4 protein-coding genes are annotated in these 2883 nt (G+C 69.3%); all 4 read right to left on the bottom strand.

Features of this window, described 5'->3' with window-relative positions; genetic code table 11:
- Positions 1 to 1089 (bottom strand): recombinase RecA (gene recA / locus TA90_RS01310; RefSeq protein WP_052450353.1); only part of this gene is annotated, 1089 nt, incomplete at its 3' end.
- Positions 1090 to 1334: 245 nt separating this feature from the next.
- Positions 1335 to 1574, bottom strand: a complete 240-nt coding sequence (locus TA90_RS01305) for a DUF3046 domain-containing protein (protein ID WP_043534220.1) — start codon at positions 1572 to 1574, stop codon at positions 1335 to 1337.
- Between the two features lie 7 nt (positions 1575 to 1581).
- On the bottom strand, positions 1582 to 1929 hold the full coding sequence (locus TA90_RS01300; protein WP_407921572.1) for a helix-turn-helix domain-containing protein: 348 nt from the start codon (positions 1927 to 1929) through the stop codon (positions 1582 to 1584).
- Between the two features lie 171 nt (positions 1930 to 2100).
- A complete protein-coding gene (pgsA, locus tag TA90_RS01295) occupies positions 2101 to 2745 on the bottom strand; it encodes a CDP-diacylglycerol--glycerol-3-phosphate 3-phosphatidyltransferase (protein WP_043534219.1) in 645 nt (214 codons plus the stop codon).
- Between the last annotated feature and the right edge of the window lie 138 nt (positions 2746 to 2883).

Genomic DNA, 2883 nt, shown 5'->3' with positions numbered 1-2883 from the left:
ATCGATCGCCGCCGCGGCGACCCGTGCGGCTCCGCCGGCGGGCTCCTCGGCTGGGGTGCCCTCCTCCGGGGCGGTGCCGATGCCCAGGGCGGTGAGGATGCGGTCCTCGATCTCATCGGCCAGCTCAGGGTTGTCGACCAGGAACTGGCGGACGTTCTCCTTGCCCTGGCCGAGCTGGTCGTCCCCGTAGGTGAACCAGGAGCCGGACTTGCGGATGATCCCGTTGTCCACGCCCATGTCGATGATCGAGCCCTCCCGCGAGATGCCCTTGCCGTAGACGATGTCGAACTCGGCCTGCTTGAAGGGAGGGGCCATCTTGTTCTTGACGACCTTCGCGCGGGTGCGGTTGCCGACGGGCTGTCCACCCTCCTTGAGGGTCTCGATGCGACGCACGTCGATGCGGACCGAGGCGTAGAACTTCAGCGCCTTTCCGCCCGTCGTGGTCTCGGGGGAACCGAAGAAGACGCCGATCTTCTCGCGCAGCTGGTTGATGAAGATCGCGGTTGTGCCCGTGGCGGAGAGCGCCCCGGTGATCTTCCGCAGGGCCTGGCTCATGAGACGGGCCTGCAGACCCACGTGGGAGTCACCCATCTCCCCCTCGATCTCGGCCTTGGGGACGAGGGCGGCGACGGAGTCGATGACGATGATGTCGATGCCGCCGGAGCGGATCAGCATGTCGGCGATCTCGAGCGCCTGCTCGCCGGTGTCGGGCTGGGAGACCAGGAGCGCGTCGGTGTCCACCCCCAGGGCCCGGGCGTAGACGGGGTCGAGGGCGTGCTCGGCGTCGATGAAGGCGGCGTTGCCACCGGCCTTCTGCGCATTGGCCACCGCGTGCAGGGCGACGGTGGTCTTGCCGGAGGACTCGGGTCCGTAGACCTCGACGACACGTCCCCGGGGCAGGCCTCCGATGCCGAGAGCCACGTCCAGGGCGAGGGAGCCGGTGGGGATCACCTGGACGGGGGGTCGTGAGTCGTCACCCAGCCTCATGACGGAGCCCTTGCCGAACTGCTTGTCGATCTGTGACAGGGCCAGTTCGAGCGCCTTGTTGCGGTCGTTCCCGCCGCCCTTGCGCGTCGTGTCCTTCGCCATCGTGTCCTCCTCGGTCCAGGGCCTCTCCGGCCCGATGTGCTCGGCTGGTCTGTGGTCAGGAGATCCCCTCCCCGGGGTTCCTGGATGACGGTATGCCCGACCATCGGCATCTGGGGTCCGCCCTCGTGCGCCCTGTGGACGCGGACGGACTCCTGTCGCATCAGTGGACACAGTATGTGGAACACCTGTTCGACGCACGGTGACACGCCGGGAGTGCCGGGGACACGGGGGAAGTGCCTCCGGGCTCAGTCCCGGCTGCGCCGACGGTCCTTCCTCGGATCCCGGCGGTGGACCCAGCGGGCCTCCTCACCCCTGCCCGTCTCGGCGACGAGAGCGGCCCACACGGCATCGGGGTCCTGCCCGGCACTGAGCGCCTCGGAGGCCGTCGCCCCGATCGGGGGCAGGTAGAGGTCGACGACGAGGGAACGCCCCAGAGCCGGTCCGTAGACCGTCTCCAGGGCGTTCCAGAACTCGGAGAGCTTCACCGCCGCGTCAGCTGATCAGCGCGACGGGCATGAGGTCGTCCGGCACCGTGTCGGGCACGAACCCTCCATCGGCGTCGGACATGCGGTCCGAGACCTCACGCAGGACGAACCACAGGGGCACACCGAGGGCGCCGGTGATGGCCTCGAGCAGTTCGGAGGAGGCCTCCTTCTGTCCGCGCTCGACCTCGGAGAGGTACCCGAGGGACACCTGGGCCTGCGAGGACACCTCACGGAGGGTACGTCCCTGGCTCTGCCTGAGTGAGCGCAGGACGTCTCCGATCTCCGTGCGGAGGAGGGGCGGGGTCATCGTGGTCGCCATGGGGCGACTGTAACCCTTGACATTGGCGGCTCGCATCCGCAGATCATCCACCGAGTGGTTGGTCACGGACCGGGCCACCGGGACCGGGGCCGTCCGGCCGGGGGCCCTGCGGGCGTTCATCTGGGTCTTCATGTCCATTCCAACGCGGGACGACCCCCGGCTATTCCCGGGCCGCCCGTGGACACCTGTGACTTGCGTCCCCTCGACTCAATCCTGTGTCCCGCCCTGGGCCGGGGTGCCGTCGGCGCGGGTGGCGCGCATGAGGCGGGCGCCCTCCACGACGTAGACGCCCCCGGACCACAGGGTCAGCGCCAGGGCCGCGCCGCCCACCACCCACGCCGCGATGCGGACGGCTCCGGCGGGGCCCTCCGCGAGGAAGGATCCCCAGGGCAGCAGCATGAGGAAGATGAAGAGCATCTGGAGGACGGTCTTGAGCTTGCCACCGCTGTTGGCCGCCACGACGATCCCGCGGCGCAGCAGCACCGCCCGCAGGGCCGTGATGCCGAGTTCACGCACGGCGACGAGCACCGTGAACCACCACGGCACCAACCCGTCCACGCTCAGCATGACGAAGGCACCCAGGGTGAGGGCCTTGTCGGCGATCGGGTCCACGATCCGCCCGAAGTCCGTGACGAGGCCCCAGGAGCGCGCGAGGTGCCCGTCGAGCTGGTCCGTGGCCGCGGCCACCACGAACACCGCGAGGGCCCACCAACGGGCCGTGTCGCCCTCGAGCACCATCAGCCACACGAAGACCGGCACCAGCACCAGGCGCAGCACCGTCAGCGCGTTGGGCAGGTTCAGCAGCGGGACGGACGGTCCCTCGTCCAGCCGGTGGACATTGTCGTCGTTCATCGAAGTCCTGTTCCTATCCGACTGCTCTCAGCGCCCGGTGAGCTGCCAGGCGTCCTCGTCCTCACCGGGTTCCTCGTCGACCCAGTCGACGCTACCCCCGAAATCGTGGCCGGCATAGTCGTCCGCGACACCGCCGGA

The sequence above is a fragment of the Actinomyces polynesiensis genome (genome assembly GCF_000820725.1).
Classification (GTDB): domain Bacteria; phylum Actinomycetota; class Actinomycetes; order Actinomycetales; family Actinomycetaceae; genus Pauljensenia; species Pauljensenia polynesiensis.
Note: the sequence above shows the minus strand (reverse complement) of the source record. Positions and strands in the feature narration are given on the sequence as shown.